The 17977-nt window shown below is 73.5% G+C and carries 12 protein-coding genes; 9 read left to right on the forward strand and 3 right to left on the reverse strand.

The annotated features are described in order from the left end of the window. Positions 1-71 precede the first annotated feature (71 nt). The 6 genes from NLU66_RS04565 (at position 72) to NLU66_RS04590 (ending at position 8620) form a co-directional block, all read left to right on the forward strand. Positions 72-1394: an ABC transporter substrate-binding protein gene (locus tag NLU66_RS04565; protein ID WP_259361759.1), complete on the forward strand. Its 1323-nt coding sequence runs from the start codon at positions 72-74 to the stop codon at positions 1392-1394. A gap of 64 nt (positions 1395-1458) precedes the next feature. Then, positions 1459-2397, forward strand: a complete 939-nt coding sequence (locus NLU66_RS04570; protein WP_259361760.1) for a carbohydrate ABC transporter permease — start codon at positions 1459-1461, stop codon at positions 2395-2397. Next, positions 2390-3313, forward strand: coding sequence for a carbohydrate ABC transporter permease (locus tag NLU66_RS04575; RefSeq protein WP_259361761.1), 924 nt, complete (start codon positions 2390-2392; stop codon positions 3311-3313). The genes NLU66_RS04570 and NLU66_RS04575 overlap by 8 nt, the downstream gene beginning before the upstream one ends. A gap of 65 nt (positions 3314-3378) precedes the next feature. Further along, positions 3379-4740: a Gfo/Idh/MocA family protein gene (locus NLU66_RS04580; protein ID WP_259361762.1), complete on the forward strand. Its 1362-nt coding sequence runs from the start codon at positions 3379-3381 to the stop codon at positions 4738-4740. After that, entirely contained in the window at positions 4737-5969 is a 1233-nt protein-coding gene (locus NLU66_RS04585; RefSeq protein ID WP_259361763.1) for a Gfo/Idh/MocA family protein, read from the forward strand. The genes NLU66_RS04580 and NLU66_RS04585 overlap by 4 nt, the downstream gene beginning before the upstream one ends. A 50-nt stretch (positions 5970-6019) precedes the next feature. Beyond that, entirely contained in the window at positions 6020-8620 is a 2601-nt protein-coding gene (locus NLU66_RS04590; protein ID WP_259361764.1) for a glycosyl hydrolase, read from the forward strand. An 85-nt stretch (positions 8621-8705) separates the two neighbouring features. Here NLU66_RS04590 and uxaC read toward each other — a convergent pair whose 3' ends face one another. Further along, positions 8706-10133, reverse strand: coding sequence for a glucuronate isomerase (uxaC, locus tag NLU66_RS04595; protein ID WP_259361765.1), 1428 nt, complete (start codon positions 10131-10133; stop codon positions 8706-8708). Between the two features lie 278 nt (positions 10134-10411). On the opposite strand from uxaC, the gene NLU66_RS04600 reads away from it, so the two are divergent. Then, positions 10412-11401, forward strand: a complete 990-nt coding sequence (locus NLU66_RS04600) for a LacI family DNA-binding transcriptional regulator (protein WP_259361766.1) — start codon at positions 10412-10414, stop codon at positions 11399-11401. A 33-nt stretch (positions 11402-11434) separates the two neighbouring features. Here the strand turns inward: NLU66_RS04600 and NLU66_RS04605 are convergent, their stop codons facing one another. After that, complete coding sequence (locus tag NLU66_RS04605) at positions 11435-13762, reverse strand: glycoside hydrolase family 78 protein (RefSeq protein WP_259361767.1); 2328 nt, start codon at positions 13760-13762, stop codon at positions 11435-11437. A 227-nt stretch (positions 13763-13989) separates the two neighbouring features. Here NLU66_RS04605 and NLU66_RS04610 point away from each other — a divergent pair, with 227 nt between their 5' ends. Together NLU66_RS04610 and NLU66_RS04615 are read left to right on the forward strand one after the other, a co-directional pair. Further along, on the forward strand, positions 13990-15285 hold the full coding sequence (locus NLU66_RS04610) for an ABC transporter substrate-binding protein (RefSeq protein WP_259361768.1): 1296 nt from the start codon (positions 13990-13992) through the stop codon (positions 15283-15285). A 71-nt stretch (positions 15286-15356) separates the two neighbouring features. Then, on the forward strand, positions 15357-16364 hold the full coding sequence (locus tag NLU66_RS04615) for a LacI family DNA-binding transcriptional regulator (protein WP_259361769.1): 1008 nt from the start codon (positions 15357-15359) through the stop codon (positions 16362-16364). Positions 16365-16371: 7 nt separating this feature from the next. Here NLU66_RS04615 and NLU66_RS04620 read toward each other — a convergent pair whose 3' ends face one another. Further along, positions 16372-17919, reverse strand: coding sequence for an SLC13 family permease (locus NLU66_RS04620; protein WP_259361770.1), 1548 nt, complete (start codon positions 17917-17919; stop codon positions 16372-16374). Positions 17920-17977 lie beyond the last annotated feature (58 nt).

Below are 17977 nucleotides of genomic sequence, written 5' to 3' on the forward strand. Positions count from 1 at the left end.
ACCGCCCACCGTCGCCCCCAGCAGCAGAGCAGCACCCGGCAGCACCCGCCCACAGGATCAAAGGAGATCTGATGCTCACCCGACGCACCGCCCTCACCCTGGGCCTCGCCGTCCCCGGCCTCGCCGGCCTCGCGAGCCTCGCCGCATGCGGCCCGAACGCCACCTCCGGCGGAGGCTCCGGCGGCAGCGACGGCGGCTCCGCCGACTCCGGCAGCTTCCGCCTCGCCTGGTGGGGCAACCCCACCCGCAACGAGAACACCACCAACGTCATCGCCGCCTACAAGGAGGAGAAGCCCGACGTCACGATCTCCCCGGAGCCCGGCGAGTGGAGCGGCTACTGGGACAAGCTCGCCACCCAGACCGCCGGCGGCGACTTCCCCGACGTCGTCCAGATGGACGAGAAGTACCTCGCCGAGTACGCGGGCCGCGGCGCCCTCCTCGACCTCGCCGGCGCGGGACTGGACACCTCGAAGTTCGTGGACGGCTCCGTCGAGGTGGGCGAGGTCAAGGACGTGGGGCTCGCCGCGATCAACGCGGGCCTGAACGCCTTCACCGTGCTCGTGAACCCGGACGTCTTCGAGGCCGCCGGGGTGGACGTCCCGGACGACACCACGTGGACCTGGGACGAGATGATCGAGACCGCCGCGCAGATCACCGAGGCCACCGAGGACGGCACCTACGGCATGACCCAGATGGGCACTGTGCAGGGCCTCTTCCAGCTCTGGGTGCGCCAGGCCGGCCAGGACCAGTACAAGGACGGCAAGGCCGGCTTCGACGCGGCCGCCGCCACGAGCTGGTTCGAGTGGGCCAAGAAGATCCAGGACTCGAAGGCCGGCCCCGGCGCGGATGCCTCGGTCGAGGACTCCACCGCCGCCATGGACCAGTCGCTCTTCGGCACCGGCAAGATCGGCATGACCGTCGCCTGGTCCAACCAGGTCGTCGCCAACGACGCCCTGCACGACGGGAAGCTGCAGGTGCTGCGGCCGCCGTCGACCTCCGGCTCCGCCGCCGAGGCGCAGCTCTGGTACAAGGCGTCGATGTACTGGGCCGTCTCCGCGAAGTCCGCGAACTCCGCGGCCGCGGTCGCCTTCGTCGACTACCTCGTGAACTCCCCGGACGCCGGGAAGATCCTCTCCGTCGAGCGCGGCGTGCCCGGCAACCTCGACGTGCGCGAGGCGATCACCCCGGACCTCGACGAGTCCAGCAAGAAGGCCGTGGACTTCCTCGACGCGATCGAGTCCGAGCTCGGCGCCGCGCCGGAGATCACCCCGCAGGGCGGCGGCGAGTTCGAGGACATCCTCACCCGCGCCGGGCAGGACATGCTCTTCGGCACGATCACCCCCGCCGACGCCGGCCAGCGCCTGCTGGACGAGCTGAACTCCGCCCTGTCCTGACCGACCCGGCCGCGCTGCGGGGCACCCCGCCCCGCAGCCCGGCCCCACAGAAGGGAGACACCCGATGAGCGCTGTCGGAGAGCTCACCCAGATCGTGTCCCGCCGCCAGAAGGGCGGGGTGCGCGAGAAGCACCCGGACAACAAGATCTCGCTCGTGTTCATGGCCCCCTGGCTGATCGGCCTCCTGGGCATCACGATCATCCCGATGATCGCGAGCTTCGCGCTCTCGTTCACGGACTACAGCCTGCTGGCCCCGCCCGAGTTCGTGGGCCTCGCGAACTTCCGCGAGATGCTGGGCGACACCCGCCTGCACCACTCGCTCGTGGTCACCTTCACCTACGTGATCGTGGGGACGCCGCTGCAGCTCATCGCCGCGCTGCTGCTCGCCGTGGTGCTCAACCAGGGCATGAAGGGCCTCGCCTTCTACCGCTCGGTGTTCTACCTGCCCTCGCTCATGGGCGGCTCCGTCGCGATCTCGATCCTGTGGCGACAGATGTTCGGCGCCGACGGCCTCGTGAACCGCTTCCTCGGGATGCTCGGGTTCACCGACCTGCCCGGCTGGGTGTCCAACCCGGACACGGCGCTGTGGACGATCATCCTGCTGCACGTGTGGACCTTCGGCTCGCCGATGATCATCTTCCTCGCGGGCCTGCGGCAGATCCCGCAGATGTACTACGAGGCCGCGAGCGTGGACGGCGCCTCGAAGGTGTCGCAGTTCTTCCGGATCACGATCCCGCTGCTGACGCCGATCATCTTCTTCAACCTCGTGCTGCAGGTGATCAACGCGTTCCAGACCTTCACCCAGGCCTTCGTGGTCTCGGGAGGGACGGGCGGGCCGTCGGACTCGACGCTCTTCTACACGCTGTACCTGTACCAGAAGGGCTTCACCCAGTTCGACATGGGCTACGCCTCCGCGATGGCCTGGCTGCTGCTGGTCATCGTCGCGATCTTCACCGCGATCAACTTCTTCGTCTCCAAGTTCTGGGTGCATTACGATGACTGACCTCTCCACCGCCGCCCCCGAGGTCCCGGGCCGCCCGGCGACCCCCGCCCCCACCGCTCCCCGCCGCAGGGCCACCGGCGGCAGCGCCGGCCGCAGCGGCCGCGCCGTGCTCAAGCACGCGGCGATGATCGTCGCGAGCATCATCATGATCTACCCGCTGCTGTGGATGGTCGTCTCCTCCCTGCGCCCCAACGAGGAGATCTTCCGCAACGCGAGCCTGTGGCCGCTGTCCTTCGACATCGACAACTACGTGCGCGGCTGGACGGCGCAGTCCTTCGACTTCGGCCACTACATCCTGAACTCGACGCTGCTCGTGGTGGGCTGCGTGATCGGCAACCTCTTCGCCTGCACGCTCACCGCGTACGCCTTCGCGCGGCTGAGGTTCTGGGGCCGGAACATCGCCTTCGCGGTCATGCTCATGACCCTCATGCTGCCGATCCACGTCGTGATCGTGCCGCAGTACATCATGTTCTCCCAGACCGGCTGGGTGAACACGATGCTGCCGCTCATCCTGCCGAAGTTCCTCGCCACGGACGCGTTCTTCATCTTCCTCATGGTGCAGTTCATCCGCGGCATCCCGCGGGAGCTCGACGAGGCCGCCCGCATCGACGGCTGCGGCCACCTGCGGATCTTCTTCCGCATCGTGCTGCCGCTCATGACGCCGGCCCTCGCGACCACCACGATCTTCACCTTCATGTGGACCTGGAACGACTTCTTCGGCTCGCTCATCTACCTGACGACGCCGGACCACTTCACGGTGCCGCTCGCGCTGAAGTCCTATCTCGACAGCCAGGGCTCCTCCGACTGGGGCGCCATGTTCGCCATGTCGATCCTGTCCCTCGTGCCGCTGTTCCTGGTGTTCCTCTTCGGCCAGAAGTTCCTGGTGCGGGGCTTCGCCACGACCGGCATCAAATGACCCCGCCCCTCACCATGCAGTCCGCCACCCCGCACCCCCGCCCCGCGACCCAGGGAAGAAGCCCCATGCGCACCCGCTACGCCCTCATCGGATCCGGCCATCGCGCCCAGATGTACCTCGACGCGATCGCCGGCCCCCACGCCGACGTCGCCGAGCTGGTCGCCCTGCTCGACGTGAACCCCGCCCGGCGCGAGTTCCACCGCGACCGCGTCCCCGCCTTCGCGGACGTGCGCCTCGCGGGACCGGACGAGCTCGAGCAGGTCATCACCGAGCTCGCGGTGGACCGCGTGATCGTCACGAGCGTGGACCGCCTCCACGCCGAGCACGTGGTGCGGGCCCTCGACGCCGGGGCCGACGTCGTCGTCGAGAAGCCGCTGACGATCGACGCCCCCTCGGCCCGCGCGATCCAGGAGGCGATCGACCGCACCGGCCGCAGCGTCGTCGTCACCTTCAACTACCGCTACAGCCCCCGCAACACGGCGCTCAAGCAGGTCATCGCCTCGGGCGAGATCGGCGACGTGGTCTCCGTGGTCTTCGAGTGGGTGCTGGACACGCAGCACGGCGCGGACTACTTCCGTCGCTGGCACCGCGACAAGACCAACAGCGGCGGCCTGTTCATCCACAAGGCGGCCCATCACTTCGACCTCGTCAACTGGTGGCTCGCTGACACCCCGGCGCGGGTCTACGCCCGCGGCGGGCTGCGCTTCTACGGGGCCGACGCCGCCGCCGAGCGCGGCCAGGCCGCCCTCCCCGAGCGCGGCACCCACGACGGCCCGCACGACCCCTTCGAGCTGGACCTCCGCTCCGACGAGCGGCTCGAGGCCCTGTACCTCGAGGCCGAGCGGCACGACGGCTACCAGCGCGACCGCTCCGTCTTCGACCGGGGCATCACCACCGAGGACAACCTCACCGCGATCGTCGACTACGCGGGCGGGCCCGTCCTCACCTACGCCCTGAACGCGCACAGCCCCTGGGAGGGCTACCGGGTCGCGGTCAACGGCACCCGCGGCCGCGCCGAGCTCGAGGTCATCGAGCGGGCGGAGGTCGTCGCGAAGGACGAGGACGGCCGTGCCCACGTCGACCCGAGCGCCGTCGCCGTCACCACGGAGGACTCCGGCGTGCGCGAGCGCGGTGAGCGACTCGTCGTCCAGCATCACTTCGCACCCGCCCGCGAGGTCGAGATCCCCGAGGGCGTGGGCGGTCACGGCGGCGGCGACGCCCTGCTCCTGCGGGACGTGTTCGTCGGCCCCACCGAGGAGGAGGCGAGCGGCCTGGGCCGGCCCTCCGACCACACCGACGGCCTCCGCGCGATCAGCGTGGGGATCTGCGGCAACGAGTCCCTCGCGACCGGCGCCCCGGTGGACGTCGCCGAGTTCCTGGGCCTCGACCTCTCGCGCGTGCCCGCCCCGGCGGGAGCGGCACGATGAGCGTCCGCACGGCCGGCGCGCCCGTCACGACGGAGGAGGGGACGGCCGGGGCGGCGCCCGTGCGGGTCGCCCTCGTCGGCACCCGCGGCTTCGGCGCCCACCACCTGGTGAACCTCGACCGTCTCGTAGGGGAGGGGCTCGCGGAGCTCGTGGGCGTCGTCGACGTCGCCGAGCCGCCCGCAGAGCTCGCCGCGATCCACCACCCCACGCTCGGCGGCCTGCTCGAGGCGCTCGGCGAGGAGCGGCGCCCCGAGGTCGTCATCATCGCGACCCCGATCGACACGCACGTGCCGCTCGCCCTCGAGGCCCTCGCCGCCGGCAGCCATGTCTACCTCGAGAAGCCGCCCGTCCCCGCGCTCACGGACCTCGGGATGCTCGCGGAGGCGGCCGATGCCGCGCACCGCACGATCCAGGTGGGCTTCCAGGCGCGCGGCGGCGCCGGCATCGACGAGCTCCGCGAGATCGTCCGCGCGGGGACGCTGGGGAAGGTCACCGCGGTGCGCGCCTACGGCGCCTGGGTGCGCGACCGCGCCTACTACCACCGCTCCCGCTGGGCCGGCCGGCGCCGGCTCGACGGCCGGCGCGTGGCCGACGGCGTCGCCACCAACCCCCTCGCCCACTCCGTGCACGCGGCCCTCGCGATCGCGGGCCTGCGCCGCATCGAGGACGTGGCCGGCGTGACCACCGAGCTGCGCCGCGCCCACGACATCGAGGCCGACGACACGACCTTCCTGCGGGTCGCCCCCGCCGGCGACGGCCCGCCCGTCCTCGCCGCGCTCACGACCGTCGCCCCCGACTCCTCGGAGCCGTGGGTCGAGGTGCTCGCCGAGAAGGGCCGCGTGCGGCTCTGGTACACGGCGGACCGCTCCGAGCGGGTCGACGCGGCGGGCACCGTGACCCGCAGCGAGTACGCCCGCACGGATCTCGTGCAGAACCTGCTCGCGCACGTGCGGGACCGCTCGGTGGCGCTCATCAGCCCGCTCGAGGACTCCGGCGCGTTCTCCGCGGTGCTCGAGGCGATCCAGTCCGTCCCCGATCCGCTGCCCATCGAGGCGGGCGTGACCTGGGAGGGGGAGGGGGAGGCCGCCCACCCCGTCGTCGACGACATCGAGGCGGTGCTGCTGCGCTCCCTCGACGAGGGGCGTCCCTTCAGCGAGCTCGACGGGGACGGGGCGGTGCCCTGGGCCCGCGCCGACGCCGTGGGCACCTGGACCCCGCCCACCGCCTGAGGCCCGCCCGCCCCGCCTGCACGTCCCCGACCCGCCGATCCTGGAGATCCATGACCACCGCCCAGGTGCTCGCCGACCTCGCCCGCCCCGATCCCGCCGCCCGGCCGATGATGCGCTGGTGGTGGTTCGGGCCCGACGTCGAACGCGGCGAGCTCGAGCGGGAGCTCGACGCGATGGCCGCGGCGGGGATCGGCGGGGTGGAGATCGCGCTCGTGTACCCGCTGCGCCCGGGCGCCCCGGACTACCTCTCCCCGGAGGTGCAGGGCCACCTCCGCTTCGCCGCGGAGGCCGCCCGGGCGCGCGGCCTGCGCTGCGACGTGACGCTCGGCAGCGGATGGTCCTACGGCGGGGCGCACGTGGGCTCCGAGCACGCCTCGCGGCGGATCCGCTGGGAGCGGCGCGACCTGGGCCCGCAGCCCCTCACCGTGGACCTCAGCCCGCGCTGGCCGGAGGACGAGCTCATCGCCGTGCACCTCGGCGACGGCCTGCCGCCCTCGGCCTGGCAGCGGCTCGAGCCCCCGGAGCACGGTCCGCTCGTCCTCCCCGCCGGGCGCGGCCCGCGCACCGTGCTGCTCGCGTGGTCCGAGGTGACCGGGCAGCAGGTCAAGCGCGCCGCGGCCGGCAGCGAGGGACCCGTCGTGGACCATCTGAGCGCGCAGGCCGTGCGCCACCACCTCGACGTGGTGGGCGGCGCGATCCTCGAGGCGGTGCCCGCCGAGCTCCTCGGCTCCGTGTTCAGCGACAGCCTCGAGGTGTACGAGGCCGGATGGACGGCCGGCCTGCCCGCGCACTTCGCGGAGCGTCGCGGCTACGACCTGCTGGAGCGCCTCCCGCTGCTGCACATGGGCGGCGAGGGCGCCGAGCAGCTGCGCGAGGACTACGGCCTCACCCTCTCCGAGCTCGTCGCGGAGGGCTTCGTCGCGACCTGCCGGGACTGGGCGGAGGAGCACGGCACGCGGTTCCGCCTGCAGGGCTACGGGGAGCCGCCGATCACGCTCTCCGCCCAGCGCGGCGCGCACCTCATCGAGGGCGAGGGTGCCGGCTGGACGGGGATGACGCAGTCCCGCTGGGCGTCCTCCGCCGCGCACCTCGACGGCCGCGACGTGGTCTCGAGCGAGGTGTGGACCTGGGTGCACTCGCCCTCCTTCCGCGCCGCGCCCCTGGACCTGCTCGGCGAGGCGCACGAGCACCTGCTGCTCGGCATCACCCACCTCGTGGGCCACGGCTGGCCCTACACCGCGCCGGACGCCGCGGGCCTCGGCTGGACCTTCTACGCCGCGGGCGCGCTGGACGACCGCAATGCCTGGTGGCCCGCGATGCCGGAGCTCTTGGCGCACCTGACGCGTCTGAGCACCGTGCTGCGCCGCGGGGAGCCGGGGGCCGACGTCGCCCTCTACCTCCCCTACGGCGACGTGCGCGCCGCCCGCGGCGCCGGCCACGACCTGTGGCGGGCGTGCCGCGACCACGTGGGGCCGGCGATCCCCGAGGCGATCCGCCGCGCGGGCTATGACTACGACCTCGTCGACGACGACGCGCTCGCCGGCGAGCAGGGGAGCGCCGGGCTCGACCCGGCCGCCTATCCGGTCGTCGTGCTCCCGCACGTGACCCGCGTGCCCGCCGCGACCGCCGCCTGGCTGGACCGGGTGCGCGAAGCCGGTGGCCACGTGATCGCCGTGGGCGGTGCCGCACCTCCGACCATCACCGCGCCTGCTGATGCACGGATGACCACCGCGGCTCCGGCGGCGGAGCCGTCACCCCACCCCGCTCCGATCACGGAGGGCGGGTTCGAGGCCGCGCTGCGATCGGTGCTGCCGCCGCCGCTCGCGCTCACCGGCTCCGGCGGCGAGGTGGGCGTGCTGCGCCGGCGCCTGGCCGACGGCGACCTGTTCCTGCTCGCGAACACGGGCCCGGAGCTGCGCCGCATCGAGCTCACGGTGCGCGAGCCGCGCGCCGCCCTGCTGCTCGTGGACCCGGATACGGGGGAGCGCCGCGCGCTCCCCGCCGGGGGCGGGAGCCTCGAGCTGCACCCCTACCAGGCGCTCCTGCTCCTCGCGACCGACGACCCTGGCCTCGCCGTGACCGGCGCCGAATCCACGACGGAGCCCGCCGGGACGGTGCTCCCGCTCGACGGGCCCTGGACCCTCCAGGCGCCGGGACAGGACCCGCGCCCGGTCACGCTGCCCCACCTCGTCCCGGGAGAGGACGCCGCGGAGCTGCCCTGGCTCGCCTACGAGTGCACGGTGACCCTCGACGCGGAGCAGGCCCGCGGGCCGCTCGTGCTGGACCTCGGCCCGGGCACGGTGCTCCCCGACGATGGCGCCGGCAGCGGCTACCGGGCCCTGCTCGCCCCGCCCGTGCGGGAGATCGCCGCGGTGAGCGTGGACGGGGAGGCGGCCGGCCTGCTGTGGCGCGCGCCGTTCCGCTTGGACCTCACCGGCCGCCTCCGGCAGGGGACGAGCACCCTGCGGCTCGAGGTGCGCGGCACCACCGCCCCTGCGGCAGCGGATCCGGCGAACGCGCAGGCCGCGGCGCAGGAGATCGCCTCCGCGCACGCGGCCTACGGGGAGCGGTTCCAGCAGCAGGAGCTGCCGCGGATGCTCGACGGGGTCGCCCTCGGCCTCGGCATCGTGCCGGTCCTCCGCCGCGGCTGACCCCCGTCCGGCGCAGGGGCGCACCGCCTCCCCGGCGCTGGGCGCACCGCCGCGGTCGCCGCGCGTGCGCTCCCGGGCGCCACTCTCAGCGGGCGAGGGGCGGGTAGGCCGCGCGGGGGATCGTGGTGACGAGGTCGATCGCGGTCTGCGTGGCCTCGTCCTCCTCGAGGCGGTGCTCGGCGACGAGGCGGGCGAGGTAGCCGGCGTCGATGCGGCGGGCGAGGTCGTGGCGCGCGGGGATCGAGGCGAAGGCGCGGGTGTCGTCCACGAAGCCGGAGGAGTTGTAGAAGCCTGCCGTCTCCGTCGCCGCCTCGCGGAAGCGGCGCATGCCGTCGGGCGAGTCCAGGAACCACCAGGGCGCGCCGTAGCGCACCGAGGGGTAGGCCCCGGCGAGCGGCGCGATCTCGCGGGAGAAGACGGTCTCGTCCACCGTGAAGAGCACGAGGTGGAAGCGCGGGTCGTGGCCGAACCGCTCGAGCAGGGGGCGCAGCGAGCGCGTGTACTCGGTCGCGACGGGGATGTCGTAGCCCTTGTCGCGGCCGTGGCGCTCGAGGATCCCGCCCGCGTGGTCGCGCAGCACACCGGGGTGCAGCTGCATGACGAGGCCGTCCTCGCAGCTCATCGCGGCCATCTGCAGCAGCATGTGCGCCTCGAAGGCGGCGGCCTCCTCCGCGGTGGGCACGGTGCCGGCGAGGGCGGAGGCCACGAGCGATGCGGCGGCCGCCTCGTCCATCGGCGCGGCGGCGGCGCTGAGGTGGCCGTGGTCCGTCGCGCGCGCCCCGGCGGCGACGAATCGCCGCCGCTGGATGCGCAGGGCGTCGAGGAGCCCGGCGAGGTCGCCGATCCCGCGGCCCGCCGCGGCGCCGAGGGCCTCGACCTCCTGCGCCCAGCCGTCGCGGCCGATCATGAGCGCGGCGTCGGGGCGGAAGGTGGGGACGACCCGCTCGCCGAGTCCCTGCTCAGCGAGGGAGGCGTGGTGGGAGAGGTCCGAGGAGGCCGGGTCGGTCGTCGAGATGATCTCGATGCCGAAGCGGTCCAGCAGCTGCTGGGGCCGGAAGGCGGGATCGGCGACGGCCTCGGCGATGCGGTCGTAGAGACGGTCGGCGGAGTCGGCCGACGGCGCCTCGTGGACCCCGAACACCTCGACGAGCTCGTGCTCGAGCCAGTAGCGCGACGGCGTGCCGCGGTAGAGGTGCCAGTTCTCGCAGAAGCGGCGCCAGATGGTGCGGGAGTCGGTCTCGACCGCGCCGCCGTCCGTGCGCGGGACGCCGAGGTCCGCGAGGTCGACCCCCTGGGAGGCGAGCATGCGGGTCACGTAGTGGTCGGGGACGATGAGCAGCTGCGCCGGGTCCGCGAAGGGCGTGTCCCGGGCGAACGCCTCCGCCTCGACGTGCCCGTGCATGCAGATCAGCGGCAGCGGCGCCGTCTGCTCGAGGATGCGCACGGCGATCGCGCGCACGGCGGGATCCGCGGGCAGGGCGCGGTGGGGGTGCAGGGTCAGCGGTCGTGCCACGGGGCTCCTCCTCGAGCGTTCCGTGCTCCCGGGAGGGGGAGCGAAGGGCGGGGGCCGGTGCCGCCCGCTGTGCTGCAAACGATTGCACACCGACGCCTGCCCGGCAAGCGTTCTCCCGTCAGGTTTCCGGGTCAGCGGCGGTGAAACAGTTGCATTCATGGGGCCCCGCACCGCACGATGGGGCTCCGCCCGGTCCGCACCGGCGGCGACGAGGTCCCGCTGGACGGCGGCCCGGCGGAGTCGGGACCCGGGACGACGGGCCCAGGAGAGGAGGCGCGGTGGGCATCACCCTGCGCGACGTGGCCGCCCGTGCGGACGTCTCGGTGGCGACCGCCTCCCGGGCGCTGCAGAAGCCCGCCATGGTCAGCACCACCACCCGCGAGCGGGTCCAGCAGGCCGTCGACGAGCTCGGCTACAGCCCCAACCGCAGCGCCCGCACGCTCATCACGGGCCGCACCGGTGTGCTCGGCGTCGTCGTCCCCGATCTCCTGAACCCCTTCTACCCCGCACTGCTCAAGGGCGCCCAGGAGCGGGCCCGCCACCACGGGGTGCAGCTCCTGCTCGCCGACGCGGAGGAGACCCCCGAGGGGGAGCTGCCGCTCGTGCGCACCCTCGCCCCGCAGGTGGACGGCATCCTGCTGTGCTCCCCGCGGATGGGCGCCAAGGAGCTCGACGCCGCCGCCCGGCTCACCCGGATCGCCCTGGTCAACCGCACCCACACCTATCTCGAGGCGGTCGCCCCGAACGCGCTGAGCGGCGTGCGCGGCGCCCTGCGGCACCTGCGCTCCCTCGAGCACCGGCGGATCGGGGTCGTCGGCGGTCCCGCCCGCAGCTGGTCCGAGGGGCGCCGCCGTCGGACCATCGCCCGCGCGGCGGACGAGCTCGACGTCGAGGTCGTCGACGTCGGCCACTTCCCGCCCACCGTCGAGGGCGGGCGCGCCGCCGCGGAGAGCGTGCTCGTGCTCGAGCTGGGCGCCGTGCTCGTCTACAACGACGTCATGGCGATCGGCCTGCTCGCCGCGCTGCGCGAGTCCGGGTTCCGCGTCCCCCAGGACATCAGCATCGTGGGCTGGGACGACATCGAGTTCGCCGCCGTCACCGACCCGCCGCTCAGCACCATCCGGGTGCCGCGGCGGGAGATGGGCGCGGCGGCGATCGACGCGCTCGTCGAGGACCCGGCCGCCCACCAGGACGGTCTCACCTGGCGCTTCGAATCCGCCTTCGTGGCCCGCGGCTCCACGGGCCGCGCCCGCCGGGCCGGGGACTGAGCCCCGGCGCCGACGGCCGCCCTCCGCCCCTGCTCAGGCGAGCGTGACCCGCTCCCCGGTGCCGACGACCTGCTGCTCGGAGCCGTCCGGCAGCACGACCCGCGCCGGCACGCCCGAGGGGATCGTCGCCGCGAGGGAGAAGCCGCCCTCGGCCGCGGACCACTCGACCTCGATCCGGCCGTGGACCGAGTCGTAGGCGCCCTTCGCCCAGTCGATGCCCGGGCCCGGGGTGGGCTGCAGCAGCACCTCCGCGTAGCCGGGGGCCGCCGGGCGGATGCCGAGGACGACCTGGTAGATCCAGTCCGCGACCGCGCCGAGGGCGTAGTGGTTGAAGCTCGTCATCTCGCCGGGGTTGATGGTGCCGTCCGGCAGCATCGAGTCCCAGCGCTCCCAGATCGTCGTCGCGCCCATCGAGACGGGGTACAGCCACGAGGGGCATCCCTCCTCGAGCAGCAGGCGGAACGCGTCCTCCGTGTGGCCGGTCTCCGAGAGCGCCCAGGTGACGAAGGGGGTGCCCGCGAAGCCCGTGGAGACCTTGTACTCCGCGGCGCGGACCACCTCGACGAGGCGCGCGGCGGCCTTCTCCCGGGTCGCGGGGTCGAGGAGGTCGAACGCGATCGCGAGCGCGTAGACGGTCGCGCAGTCCGAGGTGATCGTCCCGTCCTCCTGCACGTACGCCGCGGTGAACGCCGCGAGGGTGCGGTCCGCGAGCTCCTGCCAGCGGCGGGCGCCGGCCTCCTCGCCGATCAGCGCGGCGGCCTCGGCGGCGAAGCGGGCCGAGCGCACGAGGCACGCCGTCGCGACGACGTACCTGTCCGCCTTCGCGGCGGCCGCGTCCTCCGGCGGGGCGTCCGGGTCCAGCCAGTCGCCGAACTGGAAGCCCTGGTCCCAGAGCCCGCTCGGGGACAGGGCCTTCTCCACGGACTCCAGGTGCAGCACCATGCCGGGGTACTGGGCGCGCAGCTGGTCGAGATCGCCGTAGGCGGTCCAGAGCGCCTGCGCGACCCAGACGGCGGCGTCGCCCCAGATGGCGGTCGCGCCCTTCCAGGCGTCCGCCGCCTCGACCTCGTCCTCCTTCGGGAAGGCGGCGAGCTTGAGCAGGTCCGGGACCACGAAGGGGACCCAGCCGTGCGGGTTGGCGGCGGTCTCCGCGCGCAGGTCCAGCAGCCAGTTGTGCAGGAAGTCCTGGACGTCGAACTGGTAGGCGGCGGTCGCGGCGAAGGCCGCGATGTCACCGGTCCAGCCCAGACGCTCGTCGCGCTGCGGGCAGTCCGTCGGGACGGCGAGGAAGTTGCCGCGCTGGGACCAGATCGAGTTGCTGATCAGCTGGTTCACGCCCGCGTGGGAGGACTCGAACCAGCCGGTGCGGCGGATGTCGGAGCCGACGACGACCGCCTCGACGTCCTGCGCGGTGAGCTCCCCGGGCCAGCCGGTGATCTCCGCGTAGCGGAAGCCATGGAAGGTGAGGGTGGGCTCGAAGGTCTCGCCGGCCGGGTCGCCCGCGAGGACGATCCGGTCCGTGGCCTCGGCGGCGCGCAGCGGGCGGGTGCCGAGCTCCTCGTGCTCGAGCACCTCCGCGTGGCGCAGGGTGATCTCGGTGCCCGCGGGTCCGGTGACCGTGAAGCGCAGCCAGCCCACGAGGTTCTGGCCGAAGTCCAGCAGCGTCCTCCCCGACGGCGAGGTCCAGATCCTCTCGGGCCGGCGGGACTCGTGGCGGACGATCAGCGGCGAGGCCTGCTCGATGAGGGTGCCCCGGTCGATCTGTGTGGTCTCGACGGGCCGGGGATCGCCCGGGGTGAGGCGGCGGTCCTCGCGCTGACCGTCGTAGAGGGTCGCGAAGGTGATGGGGGAGTCCGTCGCGGTCCACGAATCGTCCGTGACGACGCGCTGGACGGTGCCGTCCGCGAAGGTGATCTCGAGGGCGGCGAGCAGCGCCTGGTGGTCGCCGTAGTTCGCGTGGGCGTCCGCGAAGCCCAGGTCGCCGTTCCACCAGCCGCGGCCCAGGGTCACCGCGAGCTCCTGCTCGGTGCCGGGGCGCAGCAGCTCGGTGACGTCGAAGCGCTGGACCTGCAGGCGGGACTCGTAGACGGTCCAGCCCGGGTCGAGCACGGAGGAGCTCACGGGGCGGCCGTCGATCCGGGCCTCGTAGACGCCGTGGGCGGTCGCGATCAGCTCGGCGCGCGCCATCGCGGGGGCGCCGGCGGCGGCGCCCGCGGTGAAGCGGGTGGCGAGCACGGGGGTGCGGCCGTCGGTCCCGGCGGCGGTGATGGCGGTGGCCGTCTCGAGGGAGCGGGCGGCGGTGTCGGGATCCGCCGTGGTGGAGGGCGTCGCGGGGGTGGTCGCGGTGGGGGAGGTGGTCACGTCGATCCTCGTCATCGGGGTTCTGTGGTGCGGGTGAGACGGGTGGGTCCGGTGCTGCGGGTTCGACTCTAGGTGAAACGACTCAACGGATCCAGGGGTGATTCCCGCTGGTGGTCCGCATGGAGCGCCGATCCGGGTGTCCACGACGGCGGGATAGCGCTTGCACGTTTCAAGCCCCGCGGCCTACGCTCGCCGCGCAGTGACACCGATCGAAGGAGATCGCCTCCATGCGCACCCCCCGCGCTCCCCGCCGCAGCATCCTCGCCGCCTCCCTGCTGCTCGGCGGTCTCGCCGCCTGCGGCCCCAACGCCCCCGGCGGCTCCGGCGCCTCCGACGGCGCCGCGCTCCGCTTCGCCTGGTGGGGCAACGCCAAGCGCGACGAGCTCACGAAGACGGCCCTCGAGACCTACAGTGCCGCCCACGACGGCGCCGCGGTGAGCCCCGAGACCACCGACTGGAGCAGCTACTGGGACAAGCTCGCCACCCAGGTCGCCGGCGGCGACGTGCCCGACGTGCTCCAGATGGACGAGGGTTACCTCGCCGAGTACAGCTCCCGCGGCATCCTCGCGGACCTCGGCGACAGCGCCCTCACGACCGACGGCTTCGACCCCACCGCCCTGGACGCCGGGAAGGTCGAGGGATCCCTCGTCGCCGTCAACGCCGGCATCAACGCCCCCGTGCTGCTCGCGAACCCCGCCGTCTTCGAGGCCGCCGGCGTGGACCTCCCCGACGACACCACGTGGACCTGGGACGACCTCGTCGACATCGCCACGCGCATCACCGAGGGCACCGAGGAGGGCACCTACGGCGTCCAGCAGCTCGGCATCGCCGGTGACCCCACCTTCTCCGTGCACCTGCGCCAGCAGGGGGCGCAGAAGTTCGACGGCAGCGCGCTCGGCTTCACCGAGGAGCACCTCCTGGCCTGGTTCGAGCTCGCCCTGCGCCTGCAGGACTCGAAGGCCGCGCCGCCCGCGGACGTCGCCGTCGAGGAGGCCGGGCAGGCCGTCGACCAGACGCTCTTCGCGACCGGGAAGTGCGGCCTCCAGTCGCAGTGGTCCAACCAGGTCGTCACCTTCGACGCCTCCCTCGACGGCGCCGTGACGGTGCTGCGCATGCCCTCCCTCGCCGGCGCCGCCGACCAGGCCCAGCTCTGGTACAAGGCCTCCATGTACTTCGCCGTCTCCGCCCGCTCCGGACAGCAGGAGGCCGCCGTCGCCCTCGTGGACTGGCTGGTCAACAGCGAGGAGGCGGGGAGGATCCTGCTCGCCGAGCGGGGTGTCCCCGCGAACCTCGACGTGCGGGAGGCGATCCTCCCCGAGCTCACCGAGTCCGATCTCAAGGCCGCGGACTTCATCGAGGCGATCGCGGAGGAGCTCGGCGAGCAGCCCTCGATCACCCCGCCCGGCGGCAGCGCCGTCGGCGACGCCCTCCAGCGGGGCATGGAGGACGTGCTCTTCGGCCGCGTCGAGGCGGCCGACGCCGCGAGCTCCGTGCTCCAGGAGGCGTCCGGCGCGCTCGGCTGAGCGCGGGCCGCCGCACGATACAGTCACCGCAGGCGGGAAGCGGTCCCGACCGGCACGACGAGGGGAGAGGCATGGCCTCCGGGCGCCTGGTGAGCATGAAGGACGTCGCGGCCGCGGCGAGGGTCTCCGTCGGCACCGTCTCCAACGTCCTCAACCGGCCCGACGTCGTCTCCCCGGACCGCCGCGAGCGGGTCGAGCAGGCGATCGCGGAGCTCGGCTACGTGCGCAACGACGCCGCCCGGCAGCTCAAGCTGGGCCGCTCACGCACCGTCGGCGCGGTCGTCCTCGACGCCGGGAACCCCTTCTACACGCAGCTCGTGGGCGGCATCGAGGCCGCCGCGGAGGCCTCCGACCTCGTCGTCATCTCCGGCAGCTCCGGCAACCGCGAACGGCGCGAGCGCCTGTACCTCCAGCTCTTCGAGGAGCAGCGGGCGCGCGGCATCCTGCTCGCCTCCACCGGCGGCACCACCGAGCTCATCGAGGCGATCCGCGGCCGCGGCACCCCCGTCGTGCTCGTGGAGCGGGAGACCGCGGGCGGCTCCTCCGTGAGCGTGGACGACGTCGCCGGCGGCGAGATCGCCGTGCGCCATCTCGCGGGGATCGGCCGGCGCCGGATCGGCGTGATCGTCTCCCGCCAGGACCTGCGGCAGGTCGCGGACCGCCTGCGCGGCGCCCAGCGCGCCGCCGCGGAGGCCGGGGCGCAGATCGAGGTCATCGAGGCGGAGGACCTCACCGTCCTCGCCGGACGCACGGCGGGGGAGCAGATCGTCGCCCGCAGCGCCGCCGAGCGGCCCGACGCCGTGTTCTGCGTGAACGACCTGCTCGCCGTCGGCGTGCTGCAGGCCTTCGCGTTCCGCCACCAGATCGCCGTTCCGGAGCAGATCGCGATCGTCGGCTACGACGACATCGCCTTCGCCCGCTCCACCGTGGTGCCGCTGACCTCCGTCTCCCAGCCCGCGGAGCTCATGGGACGCACGGCCCTCGCGCTCCTCGAGGAGGAGATCGCGCAGGCGGACGCCCCGCGCCGCCACGTGAGCTTCCGGCCCTCGCTCGTGGAGCGGGAGTCCACCGCCACCTGATCCCGGCTCAGAACGGCCAGATCACCGGGACCAGCACCGTCGCGACGATCCCGAACAGCAGGATGCACGGCAGCCCCAGCTTCCAGTAGTCGCCGAAGCGGTACGCGCCGGGCTCCTGGACCATGAGGTTCCCGGCGGTCGCGACGGGCGTGAGGAACGAGGCGGCGCCCGCGATCGTGATGCCCATCATCATCGGCAGCGGGGAGACGCCCGCGCCCTCGGCGACGGCCACGGCGACCGGGGCGACGATGAGCACCGTCGCGAGGTTGCTGAGGAACTGGCCCAGCACGAGCACGATCACGACCATGCACACGAGCAGCAGGCGCGGGGACCCCGCGCCGAAGGTCTCGATGAGCTGGTGGGAGACGAGGTCCGCGACGCCGCTGGTCTGGATCGCGGTGGACATCGGGATCATCCCCGCGACGATCACGAGGGTGGGCAGCGAGATCGAGCGCTGCGCGTGCTCGAGCGGGACGACCTTCGTCGCGACGAGCAGCCCGGCCGCGAGCATGACGACGATCGCGGAGGGCAGCAGCTCGAGCACGAGCGCCAGGCACATCACCACGAGCACGCCGACGGCGACGAACGCGCGCGGCCCGAGGTGCACGGACTGACGTCGGATCTGGTCCGGCTCCTCGACGCTCAGCAGTCCCGCGCCCTTCGTGCGCCGCTCGAGGGCGTCCCACGCGCCGCGCAGGACGAGCACGTCGCCCACGGCGAGGGAGGCATGGTCGAGGTGCCGGCCGCCGCGCGTCACCGAGGCGATGATCAGGTCGCCGGACTCGGTGAGCATGCCCGGGTGCACCTCGTCCCCCAGGTGCTCCGAGCGCGGGGGCACGACGATCTCGACGACGCCCTCCTCGTAGGACAGGTCCGTCTCGCCGCCCGTGAGCCCGTGCTCCGCGGCGAGGGTCTCCGCGAAGCGGCTGAGGTCCCGCGGCGCGTTCTCGGGATGGCGGTGGGGGAGCAGCTTCGGCCCGAGCAGCACGGCGATGAGGATGACGCCCACGAGCAGCGGCACGCCCACGAGCGCGAACTCGAAGAAGCCGAACGGCCGGGCCCCGGCGTCCTGCGCGAGCTCGGAGACCATGAGGTTGATCGGGGTGCCGAGCAGGGTGAGCATCGATCCGGCGTGCGCCGCGAAGGCCAGCGGGATGAGCATCTGCGAGGGCGGGGTGCCGGTGCGGGCGGAGAGCATGACGCCCACCGGCACGAGCGCCGCGACGGCGCCGTTGACGCTGATGAACGCCGTGAGCACGGCGGAGAGCAGCATGAGCGCCACGAGCACCTGGGAGCGTCCCTCGCCCAGGCGGCGCGTGAGCTGCTGGCCCGCCCAGGCCGTCACGCCGGTCGCGTCGAGCGCCTCGCTCACCACGAACAGCCCGGCGAGGTAGACGACGATCGGGTCGCCGAACCCGGCGAGCGTCTCCCCGAGGTCGTTCACCCCGGTGAGGAACAGGGCGAGCGCGACGGCGAGGGCGATGATCGGGGCGGGCAGGCGGTTGGAGAGGAAGGCGATGACCGCCGCGGCGAGGACGAGCAGGGTGATGAGCACGGGGTGCAGCTCCAGGGGGCGCCGAGGGGCGCGGGTGGACGGCGGGGGAGGGGGACGG

The organism is Brachybacterium sp. NBEC-018 (assembly GCF_024860185.1).
Taxonomy (GTDB): Bacteria; Actinomycetota; Actinomycetes; order Actinomycetales; family Dermabacteraceae; genus Brachybacterium; species Brachybacterium rhamnosum.

Coding starts and splice junctions, on each gene's coding strand:
- NLU66_RS04565 (WP_259361759.1), top strand. CDS start 72: ATGCTCACCCGACGCACCGCCCTCACCCTGGGCCTCGCCGTCCCCGGC.
- NLU66_RS04570 (WP_259361760.1), top strand. CDS start 1,459: ATGAGCGCTGTCGGAGAGCTCACCCAGATCGTGTCCCGCCGCCAGAAG.
- NLU66_RS04575 (WP_259361761.1), top strand. CDS start 2,390: ATGACTGACCTCTCCACCGCCGCCCCCGAGGTCCCGGGCCGCCCGGCG.
- NLU66_RS04580 (WP_259361762.1), top strand. CDS start 3,379: ATGCGCACCCGCTACGCCCTCATCGGATCCGGCCATCGCGCCCAGATG.
- NLU66_RS04585 (WP_259361763.1), top strand. CDS start 4,737: ATGAGCGTCCGCACGGCCGGCGCGCCCGTCACGACGGAGGAGGGGACG.
- NLU66_RS04590 (WP_259361764.1), top strand. CDS start 6,020: ATGACCACCGCCCAGGTGCTCGCCGACCTCGCCCGCCCCGATCCCGCC.
- NLU66_RS04610 (WP_259361768.1), top strand. CDS start 13,990: ATGCGCACCCCCCGCGCTCCCCGCCGCAGCATCCTCGCCGCCTCCCTG.
- NLU66_RS04615 (WP_259361769.1), top strand. CDS start 15,357: ATGGCCTCCGGGCGCCTGGTGAGCATGAAGGACGTCGCGGCCGCGGCG.